We start from the raw sequence: 255 nt of genomic DNA on the forward strand, positions 1-255 counted from the left end.
CGGAGCAGGTTGTGCTGAAGCTGCGCCAGATCGAGGTGCAGACAGCCCAGGGTAAGAGTTTAGCCCTTGCATGTAGGGAGGCGGAGATCTCCGAGCAGAGCTACTACCGCTGGCGCAAGGAGTACGGTGGCCTGCAAGTCGATCAAGCCAAGAAGATGAAGGATTTGGAGCGTGAGAACGCTCGGTTGCGCCGGCTCGTCGCCGATCTCTCTTTGGAGAAGCAGGTGCTGGCGGACGTCGCCTCGGGAAACTTGT

Annotated in this window: 1 protein-coding gene; it reads left to right on the forward strand. The window is 59.6% G+C overall.

Annotated features, from left to right (window positions below):
• Nucleotides 1-255: transposase (locus ACLBYB_RS33540; protein WP_447701457.1), on the forward strand; the 255-nt coding region annotated here is incomplete at both ends.

Source organism: Methylobacterium sp. D54C, assembly GCF_053345595.1.